This window comes from Nostoc sp. ChiSLP03a, assembly GCF_034531215.2.
Lineage (GTDB): Bacteria > Cyanobacteriota > Cyanobacteriia > Cyanobacteriales > Nostocaceae > Nostoc.
In genome coordinates this window covers 1-25,739 of sequence record NZ_JAVRBQ020000192.1, presented here as the reverse complement: position 1 = coordinate 25,739, position 25,739 = coordinate 1, and the positions used below count along the sequence as shown (strand labels likewise).

Here is a 25,739-nt window from a genome sequence, read left to right as displayed (position 1 = left end):
TGGTTAGCTGTATCTTTGCACTTAACTGATCCCCCCTAACCCCCCTTAAAAAGGGGGGAACCGGAATCAAAGTCCCCCTTTTGAAGGGGGATTTAGGGGGATCTAGAACTTTTGATACCGACAAAAGGACTTTTCAAACATTCTCTAAGCTCGACTTTATCAATTTTTACAAAACCCAAAACCTAGCCATGAAACCCTTGTATAAAGCTAGTTTTAGTTTTTGGACTTGAGCGATAATCTGTGATAAAGAAAAAGTATTTGCCAAAAAGCCAGGGTTTTTGCCGAATAAAGAAAACCAAGTTCTTAATTTTGGATAAAGTGGAGCTAAGAAGGCACATCTAGCTATCTTCATTCCAAGCCCTAATCGCTTCAATCGCAATACCAGCAGGAGCAAATAAAATCTTTACAGTCTCAATACCTGCTGCTGTCACTGCTCTTTGCAAACGTACTTTGAGGATTGGATTATTTTTGATAACTTGCTCAATTGCTTGCCTATTTTTAAGTACTGGATGACTCTCAACAGCTTGAGCAATAATAGGTTGAGCATCGATTACAGTCGGTTTATCCTGCTCTATTTTCTCAAGCAACTGCTGAAGCACAGTTTCTAAATTAGCAATATCTTCTGTAGACGGGTAATTGTTTTGAGTGCCAATGTTATCACCGTGGATATTTCCTGTAACACTGCCTACGATGTTGCCAAAGGTAGCACCTGTGAAATCATTTTTAGGAATTTCTGACATAGTTATGAGTGTTTTATCAAGTTTGCTTAGAACACTAGTTAAAGGATCGGCGTTGTTTGTTTCCTCATTTAAGACAGAATAATAAATTTCATGGTTATAAAATTTGCACCGCTCTTGAATTTTAGAAATTGCATTGCTTCGATACCATGATGGAGTTTTTAATTGTAACTCCCAGAGATGATGCAACACTTCAGAGCCAGCAATTTCTTTTAAGGTATCTGCGGCACTCTTATGACCATTAAAATCTTTATGCTGCAAAACTTTAATTAAGGGAGACACTGCTGCTTTATTGGCGATTTTTCCTAACGCATCTGCGGCACTCCCACGAACATCAGAATCTTCATGCTGCAAAGCTTTAATTAAGGCAGATACCGCTGCTTCATTGCCGATTTTTCCTAACGCATCTACGGCTCTCCAACGAACAAAGGAATCTTTGTGCTGCAAAGCTTTAATTAAGGGAGATACCGCTGCTTCATTGCCGATTTTTCCTAACGCATCTGCGGCACTCTCACAAACACCAGAATCTTTATGCTGCAAAGCTTTAATTAAGGCAGATACCGCTGCTTCATTGCCGATTTTTCCTAACGCATCTGCGGCACTCCCACAAACATCAGAATCTTCATCCTGCAAAGCTTTAATTAAGGGAGATACCGCTGCTTCATTGCCGATTTCTCCTAACGCGTATGCAGCTCTACTCTGAACATCAGAATCTTCATCCTGCAAAGCTTTAATTAAGGGAGATACCGCTGCTTCATTGCCGATTTATCCTAACGCATATGCGGCTCTACTCTGAACATCAGAATCTTCATCCTGCAAAGCTTTAATTAAGGCAGATACCGCTACTTCATTGCCAATTTTTCCTAACGCTAACGCATCTACGGCTCTCCAACGAAGCAAGGAATCTTTGTTCTGCAAAGAAGCTTGAATTAAGGCAGATACCGCTGCTTTATTGTCGATTTTTCCTAACGCATTTGCAGCTCTCCTAAGAACATCGTAATCTTCATCTTGCAAAGCTTGAATTAAGGCAAATATCGCTGCTTTATTGCCGATTTATCCTAATACATCTGCGGCTCTACCACGAACAAAGGAATCTTTATCCTGCAACAAATTACTTAAAAAAGTAATGGCATCTTCTGAGTGAGTGATACCCCAAAACTCAACTTTCAGTAATTTATGAATATCTAACTTTAAAATTAAATCTACTGTTTCTTTCTGATACTCCCGCTTTACCTCTCCTGCCAACCTTGCCCCTAACTTTAAATCCACATCTAAGGCTAACTTCACTACTCGTAAAGCCTGCTCTTCATCATCCATCAACCCCAACATCAAAGCTACGGGTTCTGTCCACTTCAAATAATTCAGATAATCTTTTTTCAGCTTTTCATCACCAATCTTGTTAAGCTGTAAGAGTATAAATTCTGCGGCGTAGTATTCTTGAATCAACTGGTGGCGAAATTCAATCTGGTCGTCTGTTCGCAATTGAATTAAGTGATACTTGAGCAAATCTTCTAGCCAGTCTCTTGCACAATTCTCACTAAAAGCTACTTTGTTCTGTAAAAATGTCGCTAAAACATTCCTCGCTAGCTGTTTAGAAATAGTTAATCGCAACTCAGTCGAATTATCGCCTTGCATCATGACAAATGCTAGATGCTGCAATAAATCAGATTGCCAGTTACGTAACCCTTCAGCAATTGGTACATCTCCCTTGAGTTTGTGATACTCTCCAGAGAACCAACGAAACAGCGCACCTAAACTAGTAGGAATCTGTTTAGCATCATTGAATACTTCACACAGCATCCACAATAACAGCGGCGTTTCCCCCAATTCTCGCAAGCGTCCAGCCAACTGTCGCAGCATTTCATCACCCACTTCTGGCGAATAGGCGCGGACAAAATGCTGCATCTGTACTTCTGTGAGGGGTTGCATTTCCAGTTTTTTTTCAATACCTAAATCACCACCCACCCCCAAATACCGCGTAGTAAAAATCATCGGCGTGACTTGGCGGTATTTGTGCCGAAATCCGTCTAAATCTCGCCTAGCTTCGTCGTTGGGTAATTCATTCAAACCGTCTACAAGTAACAAAAATCGCCCTGTAAACAGTAGATTTTCAATCTCTTCGCTGTTGAGGTGTAACTGATAGCGAGTCAAAAAGTCCTGAATTAAATCCAGCACTGAAGTTTTGTAGCGCCTTAACTCCACTAGCACGGGAATCCTTGTCAGCTTTTCTGCTTCTCCTCTGCTTCTCTGCTCCTCGGTCACTGAGCGTTGGTCATTGAGCGTAGCCGAAATGAGCCGAAGTGCTGCTCCCCTGCACTTTTCCGCTTCTTCCCACAACAAACGTTCTAAAGCTGTAGATTTGCCTGAACCCGGTCTTCCTACTAGCAACACATGGACGGGTGCATACTTCCGTAACCCTTCGAGGATATTCAACCGTTCAATTTTTTCTCTGTCTGGTGCTTCACCTTCTGGTTGCTGTGGTACTGTTTGCACCATCAAACTCAAATCTAAGCGTCTGCGCGATTTTTTGGGTTCAAGTCTTTGACGGTCTATGGCATCAGTTGGCGTGTATAAATCTTGCCATTCTCTATATGTGTCATCCTCGCTCAGAGATTCTAGATACGTTTGAAAATCTATGCTGTGGTCTGCAACCATAGTAGTCAATTGACCGAGGACTTTTAAGCGCTCTTTTATATACTACACAATCAAACGCTCAATCTTTTGTATGGTGTCCGTCCTACAAAGGTAAAATTGATATCCCGCAAGGAACTGAAGTTCCTTGCTAATAGCAAAAGTCATCTGAAGATGACTAAATATACTCAAAAATATTTAGTCTACTTTAGTAGACTTTAGCTGTTAGCCTGGGAATTGATTCCCAGGCGGGTGAGGAAGCTAACAGATAAGCTATTTCTAGCTTAAGTTGACACTAATGGGCAGTGCCCATAAGCGTCAATTTAACGTATAACTAAACTCTATTGGATTTTACTCAACTGACGATCGCACCCTACACCCGATTCATAGATCCATTTGCAGAAGAAAGCTTCACAGAATCGGCTGTTAAAGAATTGGTGACTTTGGAATTGTCTAGTACGCTTCGCTTCTTCTTGGTATTACCTCGTCTAGCACCACCCGCCATCTCGTATTCTCGGCTGGTTTTACCGTAACGGCTGCCAACTCCTAATAACATTTTTTCTGACATCGCTATTACAACCTTTTCGGCGTTATTCACGTCATCTGTAAGTTTGTCAATGGTAGATAATGCAGTGTTGTAGGCAGCAAGCTTAGACCGGAGATCGTTAATTGTCGTGGTGTAAGCTTGTATAGTCAATCCTTCACCAAAGTCAAGTTTTACATTAATAGATTGCAAACTTTCAATCCGGCGATCGGCTCGTTCTAAAGCGGTGGAATTTCTTTTACGACGTGCCATAATACATCTCTGCTCCTAAGTAATTAGTACTGTTTTATACCAAAAAGTTTTTAATTGTCATGGGAAAATATCGCAAATCAGTTGCAATTACATTTCTCAAAATTTAGTTAATTTCACTTAGACTATGTTACATTTCCGGTATTAAATAGAGTCATAATTTCGTTACAACAATTGCTGCAATGATTTAAGCCTTTCTTATACATGGAAAAACATTTGTTGCACAGCATTAAACAATTGCAGCAACTACTTATACATTTGCAAGAAAAACTTAAGCCTTTCTTATACATGGAAAAGCATTTGTTGCAAAGTATTAAGCCTTTCCAGCAAGGGCTTATACATTTGCCAGAAAAACTTAAGCCTTTCTTATACATGAAGTAATCTTAGCTGCAAAGGTTTAAATTTTTACAGCTTCAAGCGTAATAGCGTAGGCGTAGCCCGTCGTAGACATCGCTTTCAATACGGTTTGATTAAGCAAAGACGCGATAAATCGCCGTCTCTACAATAATTTTTATTTGAACTTTTAACGCATCTACCTTCTAAACTGTCACACCTTCCAACTCTTCATCCGTTAACTCATACAACTGGCGCAATTTATCTAACTTATCACCATCAGCTTCCCAGAAACCCCGCCCATGCGCTTCTAACATTCTCCCTAAAATATTGCGAAAAGCTTCAGGATTTGCCTTGCGTAATTTATCCGCCATCTCTGCGTCTAACGCATAAGTATCAGCCGCTTGGTCATAAACCCAATCATCGCTAAAATCAGCAGTACCACCCCAACCAATCAACGCCGTCATCCGTTGGGAAATTTCAAACGCACCACCAGAACCTTGATTCGCCATTGCTTGCGCCCATTTGGGATTTACCAACTTAGTACGGTACTCCATTCTGAGTAAATCATCTAACTTGCGCGGTGTAGTATCCTTGGAGAAACTTTCTACAAAGCTAGTTGTCACCTTCTTCCCGCCTTGTTTTTCTGCTGCCTTTTTCAAACCGCCAGTATTGGCGTAATATTCTTGAATATCAGTTAAACCATATTCTACCGAATCGATTTCTTGAACAATGCGATCGCTAGTTTTTAACAACGTATTCAAAACTTCCGGTCTAGCTTGACCTTTATCTTCTCTCCCGTAGCTAAATACGTTGCGACTTTGCCAAGTATTGCCTAACTCCTCGCCAGATTCCCAGTTACCATCAACTACTTTATCGTTTACCAAAGAACCAAAATCACCCGCCGGATTAGAAAACAATCTCGCCGAGGCATTTTCCACACCTTGGGTTTTTAAAGCTAAAGCGTGTTTCCTAATAAAATTCCGATCTTCGGCTTCATCAGCATCAGCCGCCCGTTGAAATAAATCATCCAACAATTCGATGATATTGACAAAACTATCTCGGAAAATCCCAGACAAATTACCCAACACATCAATGCGGGGATGTCCAACCTCCGCCAACGGCTTCAACTCATAACGCACAACTCTACCAGTTCCTTCCTTAACAGGTTCAGCCCCCACCAATTCCAACAGAATCCCCAAAGATTCACCCTTAGTTTTAATCGCATCCAATCCCCATAACATCACCGCCACTGTTTCTGGATATTTCCCATGTTCATCCAAATGCTGGGCGATAATTTTTTGAGCAATTTCTCGTCCCCGTTCATATGCCGCAGGTGAAGGCATCCGATAAGGATCTAAAGCATGAATATTCCTCCCAGTCGGTAACACACCAGCCCCATCCCTTAACAAATCCCCACCAGGCGCAGGCGGAATATACTCCCCATTCAACCCCCTTAACAAATTCGTTAACTCATCCGTAGATTGCATCAACAAATCTTTTATTAGTTTTTCCTCTTCTTCTCTTTCTTTGTTTTTTCCTTCCTCCTCCCCAAAATATGCCTCCAAATAAGAAGCCAATTCCTCTTCATTCGGTGCTTCCCCCAAAGTATGCAACCCAGAAGAAAACAACCGATTTTCTAAAACCTGCAAATATTTATACAACTCCACCAAATAATCATCAAAAGCATGATTGCTAAACATCCGTACATTCTCAGGAGTAAACGCAAGTCCCAACTTTTTCGCATCCTCAAACGGACAATCGGCATCTAAACCAGAGTCTACAATTTTTTTACAAATCCCTTCCTTCAAAACATAATTCTTTTGCGCATCTTCCCGATACTCTGCAATCAAATCGCGTAACGCCACCAATTCCTTATACAAACCTGCACGTCCATAAGGTGGTACATTATGAGAAATCAACACACCATAACCGCGACGTTTTGCCAACATCGATTCAGACGGATTATTCGCCGCATATATATATAGATTAGGCAAATTTCCTAACAGAATATCCGACCAAGAATAACCAGTATTACCCAACGGAGAACCAGGCAACCATTCCACCGTCCCATGCATTCCAAAGTGAACTATAGCATCAGCTTCAAACTCATTTTGCAGCCATTTATAATAAGCAGCATATTGCGGATGAGGCGTTAAATCTCGTTCAAACATTAAGCGCATCGGGTCGCCTTGTATCCCTAATGGTGGTTGTACACCTATCCACACATTGCCTAATTGCACACCGCCAATTTGGAATTCTTCACCATAAGTTTTAATACCAGTTCCCGTGAGAGATTTCCATTGTTTTTCGATGCGGGAAGTTTGCAGATATCCCAACCATTTTTCGAGAGTGCGAACATTGACAGACGCAGGGATTTTTGTATCATCAAAAGATTCATCCGCTTCTTTCACCCAGCGAATTAATTCTTCGCCATCTTCTGGTAAATCTCCCACGCTATAACCTTGTTCTTTGAGTGCGTGGAGAAACTTCAGCAAACTACGCGGCACATTTAATAATGCAGCTGTGCCCACAGCACCATAACCTGGTGGGAAGCCATATAATATAATGGCAATTTTGCGTTCCGATGCAGGTTTTTGCCGCAAAGCCACCCAAGTTTTTACCCTACCAATTAATCGCTCCACCCGTTCGGGAACCAGATAAATATTTTCACCCACCAAACCACCAAGGGGAACGGTATCAATAGCGCCATCTAATTCTGGTAACGCGTACAATACGACACTTTGCAATCCGCCGATACCTTGGCGCGTCCATGAGTGAATATCTTGAATTAATAGTGGTGCAGCAACAATATAAGGTACATTCTTGGCAGTGAGGATGCGTTTTGCTACTTCTATTTGACGGCCAGCTTCCATTGAACCAGCCGGGCCACCCACCAGAGGAAAGCCAATTGTAGAAACGATCGCATCCACTTTTACTGCTTCACTTGATAATGAGGGAGTTTCTATATTACCTAGTTGTCGTTGCTGAATTTCATAGTCGGTTGTCATCAAATCTCGTACCGCCACATGTCCTTCTACGCCGTTGATGAAGATGGGCAAAGGAGTTAAACCAGCTGATTCAAAACTGCGAATCAGTTGGGGAATGTAGGGTTGTTTGGTGATGACGTGTTTTCGGTAGAGGAGAATTCCGACAACTGGTTTTGTAGCTTTAGATCCCCCCAACCCCCCTTGAAAAGGGGGGCTAATATTCCCCCCTTTGTAAGGGGGGCTAGGGGGGATCTTCTCATACCATTCTAGATATGCTTTTGGCGATTCAAAAAACCCTGGATAATCGGGGTGGAGTAATCCGATATTAGGGGTTTCAATTAGCGGGGGAATGTCGCCGACTTTTAAATCTAAGTATTTTTCTGCCAGTGTCCAGAATAATGAAGCGACGTTTTCTGGGCCGCCAGCATTCCAGTAACCATAGATAATTAACCAGTTGCGTAAGTCTTGGACTTTTTGCACTGGCACGTATTTCAGTAGTTTGGGGCCAATTTTTAAGAAGCTGATGTAACCAGCAAGTTTGTCTTCTTCTCGTCCATTGCTAAATTTGTCGAGGATAAATTTAACTGGTTTGGGCATTCCTTTGGGTTTGTCGCCAATGGCAAAATCACCCACCTTGGTTAAACTTATCAATTCCAAGGCTGACTCGAAAACTAGACGGATGGGAATTTGAGAAATGCGATCGCGCAACCACACAACTTGGTCATAATCAAATAGGAGGCTACCGAAAAACACATCAGCGCCATCGAGTGCTGTTTCTACCTCGGCGCGTTTGGTTGTAAGATCGCGATCGCTAAATACCCGAATATCCAACTCAGGACAGCGAGAGTTAGCCAAAAAGGCTGCTTTTCTGTACAAGTCAGCGTTGAATGATTCAAACCCAGCAACCAAGACGATGCGTTTCATGCCTGTAAGCTACGAAATATTTCTTTACTTAAATTTTAAACGTGCTTTCAGGCTGATTATTAAATATCTATCCACAGATTCCGGTCAGTAGTTCCTTGAAGGGATGAGGACTTCACTATCACTACTACCTTTAGGACATTTTGATTGCAAAAAAGTTGTAATATGTTGAGTCAAATTCAGCGCATCATTGAACTCTTTTGACTGCTGTAGCGCTTCGTATAGCAAACGAATTTCTTGTGCTGACAAGTTTGTAAATGTACGCAACTCGGTAATATCTAATCTCCGGTTAAACTCATTGGCAGTATGTCGCCATTGATGTATAAGCGAAAATAACTCTCTATCTTGACGTTCTGCAAACACATTAGATGCGATCGCTGTTTCGGTAACTGATATAATTAATCGCGGAAAAACTATCGGTCGTCCTGGTCTGTGTGAGTTTGGATTAAATCGTTCGTCAGATAAAATTACGTCATTCGATCTGCACTCATTCAGTAAGGCACGCAGAAATTCTATCCTCTTTTCGTTAGCTGATGCCCATCGTTCGCCAAAAATCCCGGTAATTGTGGCTAATAATCCCAGACCTGTTAGTATTGGTTCCAAATTTTTTTCATCTTTAGTCCACCAGACGGCAGCTAAAATAAATCCCAGAAGTAGAGGGAAAAACGTGATAAAACTCACTAGGTTTTTCATACTCATATCACATCTTACCTTTTAGACCATATATCATTTGCTACAGAAGGATTCTTGTTAATTCCTGAAGAGTCAGGGGCAATTAAGATTAAATCCATGCCAAATCCATTTTTTAAACGCGGTTCCAATACTGTGTGTAGCCTATCAACAAGCACCAGGTTGCAGTCTGATATAGTTTTTTGGATGCCATTAGAAGCATATTTCCGAGTCAGATATAAACGAATCGTATCTTGGTCTTCAAAATTCATTACTGACCGATCGGGTAACATTACTTCAATTTTGTTTTCAGTTAGATTGCGATACAGGATTTTTATTAAAATTCCTCTATCAGCTTCTACAGTACCTTCAAAAAACACACTATTTAAGTCGATATGTAAATCAGTATTTTGCAGCAACGCGCTGGTGACAAACTCTTTAAACGATTTAGTTTTTGCGTATTCTTTTGCAGCATTTTGTGCCGCTTCTTCGCTTAATTCTTCGGTGGTCGCTACTTCTAGGAGTAGTCTATCTTCAGGCCGCATTAGTTTAGAAATAGTTTGCAAAAGTTCTGTGTCTTGCTGAAAGTTAGCTAATGTGTTCCCCAGGAGCGAAAATAGCACAGGACTGTTATTGATAACTCTATCTAGTAGTTTTCGTAACTCGTCAACATTTCTCTCAATTGAGAAGTCAACTTGAATTGGCAATACATGGCTACCTTGCAATTGCGATCCTCTCGTTGCCTGTTGCACACCTAGTCTTAACATTTCCGAACTCATATCAACTGGAAAATAGAGGAGATCGGGATTTACGTTGAACAATAAACTTAAAATGTGTTGGTCTTTCTCACCGGTGCCGACACCTAAACTTACATAATGATATTGCCGATCTTTGATATTATTGAAATGAATTTGATGCCATCGATATCTAAAAGATTCTATACTCTCTTTCATTACAAGATAGAAGCGATCGTTGCAAGCACGATCCCAAGCGATGGTTGGGCCGATTCCCCAATAGGAAAAACCAGATAAAATCTCTTTTCCATCGCCTGTTGCAGAAAATTCCCCTCTCAATTCTTGCGTGAGTTCTGCAAGTTTGCTAGATTGATCTTCCCCTATGAAACAAAGAGTCCACCCTAAGCCGGGTTCATTGATGGAATTCTCCAGTAGCTTCACAAAATTTAAAGATCCCATATTGAGCCTCGTTTCTTGAGCAGTTTATTTGATAAATCTCGTACAGGTGTGTCTAGAAGCGATCGCGTATTCATTAATACTGTAAAGCATTATGTGTTAAGCTGCTCAGGGTTAACAAGAAGCCAAGGGTAGAGTCTGTCAAGGGTTTACGGCCTTATAAACCCAGGTTCACATCAGGGGGTGCGTTCGGTTTCGGGATTTGGGCATCTTAACTAAGTACTTTTGTCATGGCTTTCCAGTTTTACAAAGCGTTATTATCTAAATAATGGAGGCAATTACTAGATTTCAATTTATTGCAAAATTTTACTGGTTATTCTCGATATTGATAATTTATAATAGTTGTGTTTTTGGTTACAATATAGCTTGTAATTAATGGATTTTACCAAATCAAAGTTACTGCTCAGGTTCGCACAAAAACTTATTTGGTTTAATAGCATAGTCATGCTGAGAATAATGCAGCCATTGCTAACAAGTATTTTCACAAAGTTATTAACAAAACTTTGTCTATATAATTAGAAGAGTTTTGAATTAGTGTAAAAACAATTAACTTGAGGATGAAATAATGAAATTCGGAATCGATAGCGGGCACAATTGTCCACCAGATACAGGAGCTAGAGGGATTAAAATCGAGGATAATTTAACTTTAGATGTCGGTAATAGAGTTATAACCAAATTAAGAGCTTTAGGAAATGAAGTCGTAGTATGTAAACCAAGTAGTGCTAGTACAGTACGTGAATCACTCTCAAAAAGATGTTCTACAGCTAATGCGAGTAAAGTAGATATTTACGTCTCGATTCATTTTAACTCTTTTAACGGGCAAGCTAACGGCACAGAAGTATTTGCAACTAGCGATACAGGTAGAAAAATCGCTAAACCTGTATTAGATGAAATCATCAAGTTAGGATTTTTTAATCGTGGCGTTAAGAGTGGTTCCCACTTGTTTGTTCTGAAAAATACAGATATGCCTGCTATCTTGATAGAATGTTGCTTCCTCGATTCGCAAAAAGATATAAATCTTTTTAATCCTGAAGCAATGGCTAATGCAATTGTCAAAGGCTTAACTGGTAAAGTGCCAAGTGTTCCTGTTAACCCTGTACCAGATGAAGAAGATAATGTAGATACCACGATTCTCAGACTGCAAAAAGCCTTAAATCGACTAAAAATAACTGATAAAAATGGTAAAACATTAGTGGAAGATGGCTTCACAGGGGCTAACACCAAATCTGCTGTAGAAAAATTTCAGACTATTGTTGGGGTTCAGTCAACTGGAATTGCTAATGAAGCTACATGGAGTGCCATAAATCAAATTTTGGCAAAACGAATACTTAGACCAAACCATGCTGGTAATGCAGTTGTCAAATACTTGCAATACCGTTTAGGTGTGGATAATGATGGTGTCTACGGGCCGCAAACAGAGGTTGTAGTTAAAAACTTTCAAAAGCAAAATGGTTTAGATGCTGATGGAATTATCGGCCCTGCTAGTTGGCAGAAATTAATTGGTTAGACTGATGGGGACTAGAGACTAGAGACTGGGGTAGTAGTGCTGAGTAAAGAAGTTGGGAATCTAGCATCTTTACTCAGAACTGAGAACGGGTTAAACGCCGCGTTACTGCTAACAGAACTTTTTTGCCTAATCAATAAATGAAGAAGCTAATTTTAGCAAATTACAACCATATTTTGTTCATAACATCTTTGGCAAGTACACAAACTGCCAAAGCATTTAAGATAGCATTGATATTGCTTAAAGGCAGTGAGCTAAAATAATTAAAAGAAATAACCAGAGCGTAGGAAATCACCTATTCTGCTGACAAGAATCTGTTCAACTTAACCTTCGGCACTTTCAGCGCGCACGGGAATTATAATTCCTTCCTGTTGCAGTGCATTCGTAAAAATCTTCCGAAGAACGCGCTGAATCTGAAGATGTTTTCCTGGCTTTACTTTCGTCAATGTTCGTAGCAACAAGTTAGACTCTCCCAAACTTTCAACTCCATCCACTTGTGTGCTTTCTAGTACATCTGGATCTTCTGCTTTTAACTGCTGTCCCACCTCCTCAATTACTTTGTATACGTGCGCTAAGTTGGAATCATAAGGCACGCCAACTTCTACTACTGCAAAGATATACTGTTTGGAGTAATTAGTAATTGAGCCAATATCGCCATTGCGAATAATCTGCAATTGACCATTAGGATGTCTGACACGAGTGGTTCTGAGTTCAATCGCCTCAACAATACCTTCGACAACTTTCTCTTCGATTTTTCCAGCTTCAATATAGTCACCTACTAAGTAGTAGTTTTCAAATAGAATAAAGAAGCCGCAGACAATATCGTTAATTAGTGTTTGTGCCCCTAAACCTACAGCAATGCCGACAATACCAGCACCCGCAAGTATGGGAGTTGGATCGATACTCAAGGCATAAAGAATGAAAACTGTAGCACCGAAGTAAATTAAGTATTGTAAGAAACTACGAAACAGAGGAACGAGCGTTAGGCGTCTACTTCTTTGAATATCAGTTAGATTCTGCTCTTTGAACAGCACCTCTTCAATAAGTAAGTAAACTACCTCAAACAACACGCGACTAATGAAGATGATACCGATTATCTTGATAATTCGCGGGCCAAAAGTTGCGACATTGGCAATTAACTGCACCTGTTGAATCACCAATGTTGCCATGCAGACATAAATCACAAATTCCAAGCAGCGCTTTAAAAAGGGTATCAGATGCCGGAGGCGATCGTAGAATCTGAGCAGGTTATCAGGATTGGAGTATCTGATGCTGAGAGCATCTAGACTATCAACGATCGCAGCGACTGCTTTGAGTATAAGCAAGCCAACGGCAATGATTAGATAGATTCGCAGGGCGATGTACAAATATTCCGAAACCGTAGTTGGTAATTTGAGAAACTGGGCACACAAGATGACAGCCCAAAGCCAGATTCCACCACTGATTCTGTCATACAAAGCGTTAAAGAAAGCATCAATACTTTCATCGTCAGCAGTATTTTTTTCTAAGTTCTTGGCGCGAGTGCTGGCTACCTTCAGCCAATATTTGAGAAACTTCAGAGCGATCGCCGCTAAAATCAAAGTGCCAATACTCTGAGCTATGCCAATTCCTAGTGTCACCCAAAATCCTGATGGGATACGCTCAATCAACAAGAGTGTGTATTGCTGAAGGTTTTCGCCCCGATAAACTAGATAACCATTAGCAGCCACAATCAAAATGCACGACACCACGCAAGCAAGTAACAATAACCCTGTGATATTTCGGCGGAGGGTTTTGATACTTCTATTGTCGCTATTAGGTATAAAGGTTTTAGTAAATAGCTTGAATAATTTGCTGAAAACCCAGTTTAGTAATAAAAAAACAAAGATTATCAGGCTGACTTCAGCCAAAATAATTAATACATTCATATATGAACAGAAAACTGAATCAGTTTAACAGTTGTATATCAAAATCTATTGAGATCGTCAAAGTTTTTTTATACATAGATGATTATTATTTCATATAATCACAACTTGTCAAGCCATTAACATTTTATTCACACGTTTACTTTTCGTCTTATCTTCACCAACTCAACGTAAGTGAGAATAAATCGAAGTAAATTAAGTAATGTAAAAAATCTTGAGATTATTTTTTAGTGACGGCTTCAGCCTTCATTTGCTCTCACTACAAACTTTGCATTATTGATGCCACTTTACTTAAGCGATGCTGATAGATGATTACCCCTGAATTTATCCAATCGAGAAAAGATTTTTGTTCCATTGAAATTCATAAAAAGTCATTTCAGCAACGGCTAGCTGTGAAAAAGATTTACTGGCACTGTCAGGGGGAAATAACGATTCTTCCAACGAAAGCTGGTAGACGGGATGAAAGAGGATTATTTAGCATCAGCATTTTCGCAATCCATCTGCACGACACAATTTCTCCCTTGTGCTTTTGCCTGGTAGAGTCCTTGGTCAGCAGCAGCAATTAAGATTGCAGGAGATAATTGGCTATCAGGAGTGATGGTTGCCACACCAAGACTTAGAGTAATGAATTCACTCACCTGAGAACGGGGATGAGGCATTTGTAATGCACTAAGATTGATTTGAATATCTTTTGCAACTGCAATAGCCCCTTCAATATCAGTATTCGGCAAAATAACTGCAAACTCTTCTCCGCCATAACGAGCCACTAAATCAGCGGGGTGTTTAACTGTCTGAGAGATTGCCTTAGCAACCTGTCTAAGTGCATCATCTCCTGCCAGATGTCCATGTGTATCGTTGTAAAGCTTAAAGTAATCGACATCACACAAAATCAAAGATAGCGAACCTTGCTCTCGTGCCAACCATTGCCACTGGGTGTTTAACGTGTCATCAAAGCAGCGGCGATTTGCCACTTGGGTTAGACCATCGGAACAGGCAAGGCGCTGTAATTCCTGGTTTGCTTGTTGTAGTTGGTGGTAAAGTTGTGATTGCTGAATAGCGATCGCAGCTTGACCTGCTAACTGGTTAAACAAGTTAATCTCCGATTGCTGCCATTGTCTGGAATGACTGCATTGGTGAGCAATCAATAGTCCCCACAAACACCCTTGCTGCAAAATTGGTACGACAAGGTTTGCCCGGATTTGCAGACTTCTAAGGAGGTCAACATGGCAAGGTGATAATCCCGCAGTTTCAATGTCTTCGATCGCTCTGGTGTTACCTTGTTGATAGTAAGCTGCACGCGTGGATTGAAAGCAGGTATCCATGACGTGAAATCTCAAAATCGACATACACCCTTGTGCTAAGGATTCTACAGCGACTAATCCACTCCAGTCTGGCTTAAACTGATAAATCACCACTCGATCTACCTCAAACAGTTGTCGCACTTCGGCTACCGTGGTTTGCAAAATCTCGTCTAACTCCAACGACTGGCGAATGCGCTGCGTTACAGCCGCAACAATTCGCTCAGACTCGCTTTGGTGTTGGACACGCTGTTCAACTTGCTGAGAGTGTGCCGATGCTACAGTTAATGATGCGATTTGCTCAAAGTAAGGGGTTGTAGTGACAGGCGCTGCACTGGGTTTAGCAATCAAATAGCCTTGAGCAAAATTTGCACCTCGTTCTCGCAGCCAGTTCAGTTCCTCAATGCACTCAATTCCTTCAGCAACGGTTTGAATATTTAACTTTTGAGTAATCTCTAGAAGCTTCTCGGTAATCGAAGCTTTGTAAAGGTCTTGATGCACATCTCGAATTAACTCCATGTCCAGCTTGATAAAATCTGGACGTAACTGATGCAGCAAGTTTAGGCTGGAATAACCAGAACCAAGATCGTCAAGAGCGATTAAAAACCCAGCATTCCGGTAGTATTGAAGCACTGCTTTGAGGTGAGCTAAATCTTGAGGATTGTCTGACTCCACGACTTCAAAAACAACGCGATTGTGGGGAATTCCAGCAGTATCAATGGCTTCTACCGTACTACGTAGGCAAAAAGCTGGGTCATAAAGTGACGTTGGTGCAAAATTGATGAAAATGTGCCCATTCACTTGATGGCGGCTGAATTGAGTGATTGTGCTCAGACGAGCAACTTGGTCGAGTTGTGGTAGAAGTCCGGCTTCAGTTGCTAACTCCAGAATAGATGTCGGTAGTACTAAATTGCCTTCTTCATCTAGACCGCGCAAGAGCGATTCATATCCAAAAATTTGCGATGTATCGTTAATTGAAACAATTGGTTGAAAGTAACTGGTGAATCGTTCTGTTGCCAGCATATCAATCAACCAGTCGGATTGGTTTAACTTAATGAAGCGTTGTAATGAGGCTATGTCACTAAAATCATGGAGTTGAGGTTGGAAAGTGCCTTGCATGAAAAGGACTTGCGTCTCTTTTAATTCTCTTGGTGCAAGTAGTTTAGCCAGATTACGAGCAATTTCTAGAGACTGTCCGGGTCTACACTCCAAACTCAAACCTGGTCGCTCGTGCATCAGTTCATACTTAAGGGAAAACTGCTGTAGGTAAGAAGTGACTTTTATCAGGGTATGTGAAACGGGGAACCAGAGAAAGAGCTTACCTGCTTCCTTAGTCCGGCAGCGTGCAATATTGCGACAAGCACAGGTTTTGGAGATAGGACATATTTGGCTCATAGCTAAATAATTTGCTCAATCCGATTTATTCTATTATTCCCATTATTTTTACTGTAAAAGATAAACTACACTTCAAAAATATGAAGATTTGATGAGTTAAGTAAACTACATAATTTAGCTGAGTAAGTGACTTCGCAACACATACAAAAATTTATACTAAAAGTCCAAGTAATTGCCGATGTATTTTGTGCAATTAAGCAACAGAATGAGGAGTTATATTAATAATTTAAGCTGCAAAGTAAAGGTAAAATTAGCCAGATTAGTAACAGCGTTTAGTTAGATTAATTCAGAGTAAATATATCTTTTTTAAGAATGGATAGACCTCAATAAATAAGAAAATATTTGATATCATGTCCGCCAAATTACCCATAATAAAAGAACCCCACCCCCAACCCCTCCCCGCTCTTCGGGAGGGGAGACAAAGCACAGCTTTGGCGGGGTGGGGTTCTTCGGGTTTAATAAGCAATCAAGCGGACATGATATGAAACAAGTTAATAAATTAAGCCATGAATCAAAGAGCTTTCATCCTAAATCCCTTTCCTAAAATTGCGAGAGGGAGTTTGAAATTGGCTCCACTATAACTTAGACATGACCACTTCTAGCAATTAGAGTTGCAATTTCCTTGATTAATTCCTCTGGTTCGACGGGTTTAGACAGATGCTTTTGAAACCCTGATTCAAGTGCTTGTTGCTGATTGATTTCTCCAGCATAAGCAGTTAAAGCGATCGCCGGAATTTGTTTGGCTTGGTTTGCTTGCAATGCTTTAACTTGGCGCATTAGCATATAGCCATCCATCTCTGGCATTCCAATATCACTGAGCAGCATATCTGGTTCTGACTCTGCCAAAATTTGTAATGCTTCTTTTGCTGATGTCACTGCTGTCACCATTGCTCCAGCCTGTTCTAGTACAAATGTGTGGAAGTCACGGGTATCATCGTCATCATCTACAACTAAGATTTGGATGCCTCCCAGGATTTCAGTGGGAAGAGAAGGATTTAATGCAGCAACATTTATATTTGGTTTTGCAGGTAAATCTCTTTTGATTAGTGGTAGCCGGACTCGGAAAATAGCTCCTTGCCCTTCACCTAAACTTTCTGCTTGAATCGTGCCGCCATGTAATTCGGTCAAATGACGCACAATTGCTAACCCTAACCCCAATCCACCAAATTTTCGGGTTGTCGTGCCATCAGCCTGACGAAAATATTCAAACACATAAGGCAGAAACTCAGGGCTGATTCCCTTACCTGTGTCGCTGACGGTAATCTGAGCTTCAGCGCCAACGTACTCTAGTTGAATATCAATTTTTCCTCCTTCAGGAGTGAATTTAACGGCATTCGATAAGAGATTCCAAATAACTTGTTGTAAACGACCAGAATCACCCAAAACTTGCCCAAAAGAAGCATCCAACATCGTCTGAATTTGAATATTTTTAGCTTCTGCTGCCAAACGGACTGTTTCCAATCCTGCCTCAATCACCAGTACTAGGTTGACGGGTAACATCTTCAAGTTGAGCTTGCCTTGTAAGATCCGAGAGACATCGAGCAAATCTTCAATTAGTTGAGCTTGTAATTGAGCATTCCGCTCGATAGTTGCGATCGCTTTCTTTAGGGCTGCTGCCTCAAACTCACGAGTCTGCAAGAGTCTCGCCCAACCAAGAATCGGATTTAGAGGCGATCGCAATTCATGGGAAAGTACCGCCAGAAACTCATCTTTAATCCGGTTGGCTCTTTCGGCTTCAGTTCTAGCAGCTTGCTCAAGTTCCAAGAGGCGATCGCGTTCGGCTTCTGCAACTTTGCGTTCGGTAATGTCAATGACTGAGCCGATGTAACCTTTAAACTCACCGTCCACTCCAAACCACGGATTCGCAGCATCGATGCAAAAGCGATATTTGCCATCTTTGCGCCGCAAGCGGTACTCCAAACGGAAAGCCGAATAACTGCTACTAGCTTCCAGAAAAACATTCCTGGTGTCATTGCTGTCTTCTGGATGCACAGCATTTAACCAGCCAAATCCCAAACCCATTTCCTCGCTCTGACCTGTAAAATCGTACCAGCTTTGACTGAGATAGGTGCAGTAGCTATTGGTGTCTGTCACCCAAACCATGAAGGGGGCATTATCAGCCATGTTGCGGAACTTTTCTTCGCTTTCCCGAAGTGCTTTTTCTGCTTGTTTGCGATCGCTAATTTCTGTAACAAAAATGCTTACTCCTTCTGCAAAAGGGTAGACGCGGTTCTCAAACCAGCGCTGCCAAGCTGGATAAAAGTATTCAAATTGAACAACGGTGTTTTGGGCGATCGCCCGATGAACTTCAGTATCAAACTCGCTTTTAACTATATCGGGAAATACTTCCCAAAGGATCTTACCTAGCAATTCTTCCTTGGGGATGCCAACAACATCTGCTACGCGATCGTTGACAAAGCTATAACGCCACTCTCGATCCAATACAAAGAACTGGTCTTGAATCCCAGCGATAACAGTCTCTAGGTGTGCTTTAGCGACCTCAGCTTCAATTCGCAACCCTTGTTCGCGTTCCATTGCCTCTTGGCGAAGACGAGCCATTTTTAAGGCTGCTTCTACCCGCGCCAACAATTCGCGGGCAGAGAAAGGTTTAATCAGATAATCATCGGCTCCCGCTTCTAAGCCTTCTACCCGTGCCTCTTCCCCCGCCCGTGCCGACAACAGAATGATGGGAACTTTTTGCGTCAGCGGATCGGCTCGTAATGCTTGCAGCAGTCCAAAGCCATCTAATCCAGGCATCATCACATCTGTCAGTACCAAATCGGGGACACGTCCGCGAGCAGACTCCAAAGCAGTTAAACCATCCGGCACTGATTCCACCTCATACTGTTGACTTAATAACCGCTTAACATAATCGCGCATATCTGCGTTGTCGTCAGCCAAAAGAATCCGAGCAGAGGGTGCAGAAGAGCGGAGGGGCAGGGGGGCAGGGGAGGCAGGGGAGGCAGGGGAGGCAGGGCAAGAATCTATATATATGTTGTAGTCTTCTTGAACTAGTTCTTCTCCCCCTGCTTCTCTTCTCCCCCTGCTTCCCCTGCTCTCTTCTTCCGGTAGCCACCGCAGGGCTTCTTCTAAATAAGGTGTTGCACCTAATGCGGTTGAAGCTAAAGTTCGCGGGGCACTAATCCGGTCTGGAGGTAAATGAGCATATCCTGTTGGAATTGACACAGTAAAGCAACTGCCTACTCCAAGAAGACTGGTAACATCAACTGTTCCACCATGCATTTGCACCAATTCTTGCACCAGTGATAATCCAATTCCTGACCCTTCAAAAGTTCGTCCTTGCGCCCCTTTGACGCGGTGGAATCGTTCAAAAAGGTGGGGGATTTCTGCTGCTGGGATACCGATTCCTGTGTCTTTGACTGCAAACTCGATATGGTCATTTGACCACTGCAAACTGACTGCAATTTCTCCAGCCATCGTAAACTTGAAGGCATTCGAGAGCAGGTTAAGAACAATTTTTTCCCACATCTCTCGATCTACATAAACTGGTGCTGGCAGAGCAGGACAATTAACTGATAACTGCATCCCTGCCCGTTCTACTGCGGAACGAAATACACTAGCGAGTTCTGCGGTGAAGGTGGCAAGGTTGGTGGGTTCATAAGAGGCTTGAACCCTTCCGGCTTCAATGCGTGAAAAATCTAGCAAGCTGTTGACCAGTTTCAGCAGCCGAAGTCCGTTGCGTTGCACCATTTCTAGCTGCTCTCGTTCTTTGGCTGGAAGCAGAGTAGCACAAGTGGCTAAAGTGTCCTCTAATGGCCCCAACATCAGAGTAAGTGGGGTACGGAACTCGTGGCTGACGTTGCTGAAAAAGACGGTTTTGGCGCGATCGATTTCTGCCAAGGCTTCAGCGCGTTTGCGTTCTTCCTCGTAAGCTTGGGCGTTAGCGATGCTGGCGGCAATTTGAGCCGCAATTAAATCAATGAATCCTTGATAATTGTCGTCGAATAGCCTGAAGGGGTTCAAACCAGCAATTAATATACCAGCTTTTCCGCTTTGACCGGATGGGGCAATGGGTACTGCGATCGCTTGATGGGGCGATCGCTGCCAAACACCACAAGGTAGACTACTAAAAGACACTTCCAAATCGGAAATTAATTTTGGCCGATGTGTTTCGATCGTTTCCGCAAAGGGCCAAACCCCATCAGCATCGAGAGCAACTGTTTCTGGAACTGCTACGTGGTTTTGCTCGATGCGGCACGTTCCAGCCAGAAAAACTTCCTGCTTATCGGGATCGACCAGATAAATCATTGCGAAGGGGAGATCGTAAGGGTTGCTCTCCAGACAACTCGCACTTAGCGTACAGGCTTCATCGAATGTCCGCGCGTCTGCTGTCCTCGCCGCTAGTTCGCGCAAAAGTGCCAACTGACGCTCGCTGATAATTCGCTGCGTGTCTTCTGTGTTGGCGCAGATGATCCCACCTGTATCGCCCTGGTCATTAGGAACCGGACTATATGAAAAAGTATAATAGGTTTCTTCTGGGTAGCCGTTGCGCTCCATAATTAGCAGTAGCGCTTCGTCGTAAGTACCCTCATTCTTCAGCATTGCTGATTCGGCGCGAGGCCTAACCTGATCCCATATTTCTCGCCACACGTAAGAAGCCGGCTGCCCAAGTGCTTCTGGATGTTTGCCGCCGATAATAGTCTTATAAGCGTCATTGTAAAGGTTAATCAGTTCCTCACCCCACCAAACAAACATGGGTTGACGGGAAGTTAGCATAATTCGCACGGCAGTCTTCAAACTCTGCGGCCACTGCTGTGTTGGGCCAAGGGACGTTTTTGACCAATCCTGTTCTCGCATCCTAGCACCCATTTCGCCTCCACCGATAAGGAAATTTACGTTGGCATTGCTTGCTAACGTTGATTCGTTCTTCATCAATTCCTCTCGATTGGTCATGTGCGGTTACAGGCTACATCGGTGGTTGTCTTTTAGAAAAAATCCTCTATAAATTAGACTAGACCTTTACGCTTCTAAACACTTATTTTAGAGGATATTCAAAGGCAGATACAGGGTGAGATACCAATGCTGTGACTTTTCAAAGCATTAAAATTGCCTTTTTGAGGCAAGCTTCTACTTTGGCTATTTTTATTGTCTCCTTTATATCATCGATATTTCAAGCTAGCTACCAAGGGCAATTCTCATTAGACAATAGACTTCTTGACATTTGTGGGGAAAAGGGGAAGGGTTAAAGGGTAAAGGTATGGAATTTTCCCAAACCCAGTAACCTTTAACCATTCTCCAACCGGAAAGCAAAAGCTACTTTTGCAAGATGTTTAGTCTAATCATGTTGTAACGGCGATCGCTAGCCACAAGTGTTTGGCACGCTGTAGGTTAAGCAAACGGGTTTTAATAATGGGTTGCGCTAAAATTCCCCTGCCGAAAAAACTTTGAAGGAGGGGAATTAAAGCATTCCTAAATATTTAAATTGTTTCTGTAAACATACCGGTTCGGGCAAACTCTTCTTCTTCAGGGGTGAAGAGTGGAGGTTTATCCACAAGGCTCGGTTCAAAGTAGTATGTTTCTTGGAGAAACTGCCCGCTAATGACAGCTTCCTCTAAATCCTTGATGTGATTGTGTGCAACTATACACGCTTCCTTGAGATTATTCGCATCGCCCTTCTCTAGCAGCTTTGGAAATTCTGTTTTTACCCCTGTCAGCCGTGCCAATGGCTTGAGAATTCCGTAGATGTTGTAGATGCGAGCAGTTTCTATGCTGGTGTATTTGAGTGCATTGGCTCTTGCTAACTCAGAGTCAAGGCTGGGCCAAAAACGGGTGGTGTAGAACGCTTTCTCATCCTTGTGATACCATTCTTCCGATCGCGCAATGGAAGAAGAAACGGTGTTATGCAGTTTCCAGAAGAATAAGCGCAGAGAGGAACCATCTACGACGGTAGATAATTTTGCCTCCAATGACACCTCAAAGTCAGTCAGGTTAGGATCGCGTCCAAGCACGAGGTATTCTACAGGATACATATCCACTTCCTTATTTTGGACAACGTACATATTCAGGTGGTGTCGGCAGTAAGGACAGGGGTACATTGTGGCAAACAGTTGGAAGAAATCTTTGAAAATTACGACTGCGGCTTTTTGCTGTTCTGGTGTCTTGGTACAGACAATCTCTGCTGTAGTATGGAAGAAGCGCCACACTGCCGGGCCAATGTAGTAGGGGAAACTGACTCGCATTTGGGAATCCTTCACCTCAGTCCGATCTAGATAGACATCAATGAATGCAACATACTGCGATAGCGCCCCTGATTCGCGCCCAAACTCTAGACGTTCGCGGCGTTTCTGGACTCCATTCAGGTAGTGATGCGTTAACCGCCATGCTTGTTTGAGGATCAATTTCTGTTTGGGAGTGCAACGGGGAAAATTTTCGGCAACATCCGCCCCGTAGCGATTAAATTCTCCTGAGTTTTTTGTACACTGATACCATTCATCCAAAGCCGCTTCGTCGGGTACGGTGTTACTTTGGATATCTGCTGTGCTAGAAACACTAAAGGCTGCCAATAACTTCGGCATAAAGTCCTCATACCAGTATGCTACTGGCATGATTGCACCATCTATTTCCTCGGTTGCTTGCGAGAGAATGACGCGGTTCCACTTGTGCAAATAGTCTTTTGGATTTGCCTGAGATTTAGCTGGTGGTGGAGCCATTTCTTCGTTCAGTTCTATTCCCCTGAGACGATTGAGTTCGTTAATCGCCAGCACACCTTCGACGATATCACCCAAGCTGAGACTTTTCTTTTTGATCGTAATTGCAAACTCGACTCCGGCAGCAAACTTTTCTTTGACATTGGCAAATTTACTCCGCGCTTCTAAAATCGCTTGCTGTTCTGCCAACATTTCTGGTGTCTTTGCCACTGTTTGCCAGTTCTCGATCCGCTCCTGCAATTGGGCATATTCATCGGTAATTGATTTCACCACTGCATCTAGAACGGGGTAGCAATCCTCGGATACTATACCTAATGCTTTGTACAGTGCGATCGCCTGTTTAACAAACTCCACAAAATCAGTAATTCTGTATGGCAAGTTTTTCACCCGCAAGTGAGTTTCGTGATTTGCAGAGAAACTCTCACGGAAGCTGCGGTAGGCTGCTCCTTGAATCAAACGAAACAAACCTATCTGCATTTGTAAGGGAGATGTACCACTTTTTTTCTGATTCGGTGAGTTTGGGTGTTGCGCTAACTGTTCTTTTAGCTGTGCCAACTCTGGAGTCGTTGCTTCTTGCGTCGGCTGAGTACTGGCTGCTGCGGCTTCATTGGAAGTAGCAACTGTCTTGAGCGAACTGTTAAGGGAAATCGGTGAATCTTGATAACCAGTTTTGCTTTCTGACTCCTCCGGTACTAGCTGACAGAATTCCTCAAAGTCAATTGAGCCATCGCCATCATGATCTACTTCCTGCAACATCTCTTTCAATTCAGCGTCTGTCAGCCCAAACTGACTCATGACTGTCCGCAGTTCAACGGCAGTAATTTCACCGCTACCGTCCTCATCAAAGGCACTGAAAGCTAACTTCAGGCGACTTTGGCGATCGCCTACTTTTGCAATCATCAGCGTTTTAAATTCTTCAAAATCGATAGTGCCTGATAAGTCAACGTCAATCTCCTTAATCAAGTCACGCAGCCCCGCTTCTGTGGGATTTTGCCCTAGCGATCGCATTACCTCTCCTAGTTCCTCGGTTGAGATCGCGCCGTTGCCGTCTACGTCTAATACTTTGAAAGCTTGCCACAATTTTTCTATTTCTTGTTCATCAATCATGGTTTTGTTCCAATTCTATATCTGTCACTGATAAATTTCTTACCATGTTTTATAACAGCTACTTCAATGGTGTTTAATTATATTAAGTAAGTAGGTTCAGCGCTTGGCAGATTGTTAGTCGTGAAGCAATACTACTCGCTTTGTGCATTTTGAACTAAGAATTTGGTTTGGGGAAAAGGTTAAAGGGGAAGGGTTAAAGGTTTTTTCTTTCCCTTTTCCCCAAAACCCGACAAGTATTGAGTCGTGAAGATGATGCCACATATCGTCCAGAAAGTTCAAACATTCGTCTACAAAGTTCAAACATTCGTCCAGAAAGTTCAAACATTCGTCTACAAAGTTCAAACATTTGTCCAGAAAGTTCAAACATTTGTCCAGAAAGTTCAAACATTTGTCCAGAAAGTTCAAACATTCGTCCAGAAAGTTCAAACATTCGTCCAGAAAGTTCAAACATTCATGCAAGAGCATAATTTACTAGATGCAAGAGTCTCATACCCGATTGGGCATAACCACAGCCAACAAAAAATCTCTCTGTATTTAGTGCCCCATACCCCATGCCAATTCCCTGTCTTTTGTATTTGCGATCGCAAACTAACTTAACCTAAATATATGCCTTTAGCAGAGGTAAATTCAAAAACTATGTTCGATATTTAAGTAAATAGTAAGTATCAAGAACAACGGAACTCAGTTTTAACCCTACTTGCGATCGCCTTGTAAATTTGTCATTTGCTTATTTTTACAACAAATCTGGCTTTACAGGATTGATTGCAAAAGCCCCTAGATAAAGTATCAAAAGTTTTATGTCTCCGCTTATAAAAGCTCCTTTGCCTTTGCCTCATTTCAACTTTTAGAAATGAGGCAATTTTCTATGTTGCCATATACCCACGCGTAATTTTGTCATCGAGAATAGAGGTAAAATATTAGTGTTGAAATATATTTAGCCTATCTTAGTACTATTTATTACAAATTGAGTTACATTTGCGAACTTGCGCTTTCACTCTAATGTAAGGCGAATTTTTTACAATCTTTGAGAAACGCTCTACTTTCAAGATAACTAGCTTTTCTCCTTTTTTAAATTTAACGATTGTTTTTCCAGATAAAGATTTTTCCTTTATTAGATTGACTTCATGTTTAACAGTTACGATTGTTCCTGATGATGGAATGACAGGAGGCTCAATACTAGGAAATTGTTTAGGATTTGATGGTTGAAGAACTAGTTTTTGTCCAACAGATAAACTACCTGAAGTTTTATTAACCATACCTATCCATATCCAGCCAGTAGGATTTACTGATTTTGTTGAGTTTACAGTTGGTTTGGGTGTTAATAAAGGAATCTCTAATATATTAAGCTTTTGATAAATGAAGCTTATAAATGTACCACTTACTACAAAGAAAATAACTAGTCTCACAGGGATGTTGCTGACTCTATTCCGGCGACGATACCTGGATGGTTTAAATAAGTAACCCAAGTTGCGGGTTATCAAGCTGTGGGTACTTTGCACTTGAATAGTCGTGCGCTCGTTCAGGACGAAGTGGCGGTTGCACGTCGCGCAACCGCCACCTCAATTAACTCAAAAATACAGATACTGAATTAGATTAAAG

The 25,739-nt window shown here is 42.0% G+C and carries 14 protein-coding genes; 1 reads left to right on the top strand and 13 read right to left on the bottom strand.

Features of this window, described 5'->3' with window-relative positions:
* Window positions 1-338 precede the first annotated feature (338 nt).
* From RMY32_RS31950 to RMY32_RS31920, 7 genes are all read right to left on the bottom strand, one after another.
* Complete coding sequence (locus tag RMY32_RS31950) at window positions 339-1,472, bottom strand: HEAT repeat domain-containing protein (RefSeq protein ID WP_322710078.1); 1,134 nt, start codon at window positions 1,470-1,472, stop codon at window positions 339-341.
* Between the two features lie 30 nt (window positions 1,473-1,502).
* Complete coding sequence (locus tag RMY32_RS31945) at window positions 1,503-1,760, bottom strand: HEAT repeat domain-containing protein (RefSeq protein ID WP_409884506.1); 258 nt, start codon at window positions 1,758-1,760, stop codon at window positions 1,503-1,505.
* 30 nt (window positions 1,761-1,790) lie between these two features.
* Window positions 1,791-3,392, bottom strand: coding sequence for an NACHT domain-containing protein (locus tag RMY32_RS31940; RefSeq protein ID WP_409884502.1), 1,602 nt, complete (start codon window positions 3,390-3,392; stop codon window positions 1,791-1,793).
* 349 nt (window positions 3,393-3,741) lie between these two features.
* Window positions 3,742-4,164 (bottom strand): hypothetical protein, encoded by a 423-nt coding sequence (locus RMY32_RS31935; protein ID WP_322710062.1) that lies wholly within the window; start codon window positions 4,162-4,164, stop codon window positions 3,742-3,744.
* Between the two features lie 536 nt (window positions 4,165-4,700).
* Complete coding sequence (gene bchH, locus RMY32_RS31930) at window positions 4,701-8,408, bottom strand: magnesium chelatase subunit H (protein ID WP_322710061.1); 3,708 nt, start codon at window positions 8,406-8,408, stop codon at window positions 4,701-4,703.
* Window positions 8,409-8,492: 84 nt separating this feature from the next.
* Window positions 8,493-9,098: a hypothetical protein gene (locus RMY32_RS31925; RefSeq protein ID WP_409884499.1), complete on the bottom strand. Its 606-nt coding sequence runs from the start codon at window positions 9,096-9,098 to the stop codon at window positions 8,493-8,495.
* Between the two features lie 14 nt (window positions 9,099-9,112).
* Window positions 9,113-10,267, bottom strand: coding sequence for an L-histidine N(alpha)-methyltransferase (locus tag RMY32_RS31920; protein ID WP_322703785.1), 1,155 nt, complete (start codon window positions 10,265-10,267; stop codon window positions 9,113-9,115).
* A gap of 562 nt (window positions 10,268-10,829) precedes the next feature.
* On the opposite strand from RMY32_RS31920, the gene RMY32_RS31915 reads away from it, so the two are divergent.
* Window positions 10,830-11,771 (top strand): N-acetylmuramoyl-L-alanine amidase, encoded by a 942-nt coding sequence (locus RMY32_RS31915; RefSeq protein ID WP_322710058.1) that lies wholly within the window; start codon window positions 10,830-10,832, stop codon window positions 11,769-11,771.
* Window positions 11,772-12,091: 320 nt separating this feature from the next.
* Here RMY32_RS31915 and RMY32_RS31910 read toward each other — a convergent pair whose 3' ends face one another.
* The 6 genes from RMY32_RS31910 to RMY32_RS31885 form a co-directional block, all read right to left on the bottom strand.
* Window positions 12,092-13,675: a mechanosensitive ion channel family protein gene (locus RMY32_RS31910; RefSeq protein ID WP_322710057.1), complete on the bottom strand. Its 1,584-nt coding sequence runs from the start codon at window positions 13,673-13,675 to the stop codon at window positions 12,092-12,094.
* A 467-nt stretch (window positions 13,676-14,142) separates the two neighbouring features.
* Window positions 14,143-16,365, bottom strand: a complete 2,223-nt coding sequence (locus tag RMY32_RS31905) for an EAL domain-containing protein (protein WP_322710056.1) — start codon at window positions 16,363-16,365, stop codon at window positions 14,143-14,145.
* A gap of 582 nt (window positions 16,366-16,947) precedes the next feature.
* Window positions 16,948-21,258 carry an ATP-binding protein gene (locus RMY32_RS31900; protein ID WP_322710055.1) on the bottom strand — a complete coding sequence of 1,437 codons (4,311 nt, stop codon included), beginning with the start codon at window positions 21,256-21,258 and terminating at the stop codon, window positions 16,948-16,950.
* 545 nt (window positions 21,259-21,803) lie between these two features.
* Window positions 21,804-24,140, bottom strand: coding sequence for an EF-hand domain-containing protein (locus tag RMY32_RS31895; RefSeq protein ID WP_322710054.1), 2,337 nt, complete (start codon window positions 24,138-24,140; stop codon window positions 21,804-21,806).
* A 193-nt stretch (window positions 24,141-24,333) separates the two neighbouring features.
* The gene (locus RMY32_RS31890; RefSeq protein ID WP_322710053.1) at window positions 24,334-24,591 is read right to left on the bottom strand and encodes a hypothetical protein; all 258 of its coding nucleotides are present in this window, start codon (window positions 24,589-24,591) and stop codon (window positions 24,334-24,336) included.
* Window positions 24,592-25,090: 499 nt separating this feature from the next.
* The gene (locus tag RMY32_RS31885; RefSeq protein ID WP_322710052.1) at window positions 25,091-25,546 is read right to left on the bottom strand and encodes a hypothetical protein; all 456 of its coding nucleotides are present in this window, start codon (window positions 25,544-25,546) and stop codon (window positions 25,091-25,093) included.
* Window positions 25,547-25,739: the final 193 nt, after the last annotated feature.